We start from the raw sequence: 1528 nt of genomic DNA, 5'->3' as shown, positions 1-1528 counted from the left end.
CGCCCCTCGGGCGCGGGCCGCCCGTCGCCGAGGACCGGGGCTCCCACTCTTCCCGAGGGCTGATGAGCCGGCCCGCTTCGGGTCAGGCCGTCGTCCTCCGCGCCCCGGTGGCGCGACGGCCCGCGATCAGCGCGTCGAGGCTGTAGCGACCGGTGCCGACCAGGCCGAGGACGGCGACGGCCAGCCCGATCACGGCGACGAGCTCCCAACCACCGTTGGTGGCGTAGATCCCCGCGCCCTGGTGGACGAACAGGTAGGCGCCGAACATCACGACGACGACGAGGACCGCGACGACCTGGGTGAGCAGCCCCAGCACCAGCAGGATCCCTCCGGCCAGCTCCACGACGCCCGCGAACACCGCGGCGGCCTGGGCGGCGGGGATCCCGACGGAGTCGAAGAACTGGCCGGTCGCCCCTGCGCCGTTGGTGACGAGCTTCTCCCAGCCGTGCGCGATCAGGACCACACCGAGCAGGACCCGGGCGAGCAGCAGGCCGATATCGCGGACGATCCCGGGCACGGGGAACAGGCGGCTCTCTGCCGCGGCGGTACGGGAGGAGGGGACGGTCGTCGTGGTGCTCATGTCTGTGGTCCTTTCGGGTCACACATCCGGATGATGCGTCACACACTTCTATCCCCGCACTAGGTGTCGTGTCAACTATGAGGGTAGAGTGGAGTCATGACCGAACCGCTGCCGAGCGACCACGTGAGATGGCTGACCGACGAGGAGAAGGCGCTCTGGCGCGACTACCTCGCGATCCAGGGGCGCCTTCACCTGGCGATCCAGCGCGACCTCAAGGCCACCTCGAGCCTGACGGAGCCGGAGTTCGAGGTGCTCGTGTACCTCAGCGAGGCCGACGGCCCGCTACGGATGACCGCGCTGTCCGACGTCCTGCAGTGGGAACGCAGCCGGCTCTCCCATCAGGTGACCCGCATGGTCCGGCGTGGACTCGTCCAGCGGACGAGCTGCCCCACCGACGGCCGGGGCGCGTTCGTCTCCGCCACCGAGGAGGGCATGCGGGAGATCGCGGAGGCCGCACCCGATCACGTCGCCACCGTGCGCCGGGAGTTCCTGGACCGGCTCAGTGAGCAGGACAAGCGCGAGCTCGCGCGACTCCTCGCGCTGGTCGAGGGTTCCACCGGGGAGGGGCCGACGGGGGATGAGGCGAATCGGAAATCCCCCGTCGCGGGCGTACCCTCGGGGGCGTGAACGCAGTGCTCGTGGTGGTCGTGGTGCTCCTGGCGTGTCTCGCCCTCGTGGTCGGGGTCACCGGCCTGTTGGGACTGCTCAGTCGACTGCCGGGTAACGGCGTCCTGGGCGTCCGCACCCCGGAGACCCGCCGCTCCCCCGAGGCCTGGACGCTCGCCAACCGCGCGGCCGGGCCCGCCCTGCTCGGCTCCGGCCTGATGCTCCTGCTCGGTGCGCTGGGCGTGGGTCTGATCGGGGGCTGGGTGGGTGGACTCGTCGTCGTTGTCGCCCTTCTGGGTGCGCTCGTCCTGCTCAGCGTCGCCGGCCTCGCCGGCTCCCGCG

Annotated in this window: 3 protein-coding genes; 2 read left to right on the top strand and 1 reads right to left on the bottom strand. The window is 71.4% G+C overall.

Annotation, left to right across the window (positions count from 1 at the left end; all coding sequences use genetic code 11):
- Window positions 1–82: 82 nt before the first annotated feature.
- Entirely contained in the window at window positions 83–580 is a 498-nt protein-coding gene (locus G6020_RS11395; protein WP_182610709.1) for a DoxX family protein, read from the bottom strand.
- A gap of 96 nt (window positions 581–676) precedes the next feature.
- Between G6020_RS11395 and G6020_RS11390 the strand changes: the two genes are divergently transcribed.
- A complete protein-coding gene (locus G6020_RS11390) occupies window positions 677–1207 on the top strand; it encodes a MarR family transcriptional regulator (RefSeq protein ID WP_182610708.1) in 531 nt (176 codons plus the stop codon).
- On the top strand, window positions 1204–1528 hold a 325-nt coding region (locus tag G6020_RS11385), incomplete at its 3' end, for an SdpI family protein (RefSeq protein WP_182610707.1). The genes G6020_RS11390 and G6020_RS11385, both read left to right, overlap by 4 nt.

Origin of the sequence: Dietzia sp. B19, assembly GCF_014145155.1 — a bacterium.
Taxonomy (GTDB): domain Bacteria; phylum Actinomycetota; class Actinomycetes; order Mycobacteriales; family Mycobacteriaceae; genus Dietzia; species Dietzia natronolimnaea.
The sequence above is the reverse complement of the archived record's forward strand: the minus strand, read 5'-3'. Positions and strand labels throughout refer to the sequence as shown.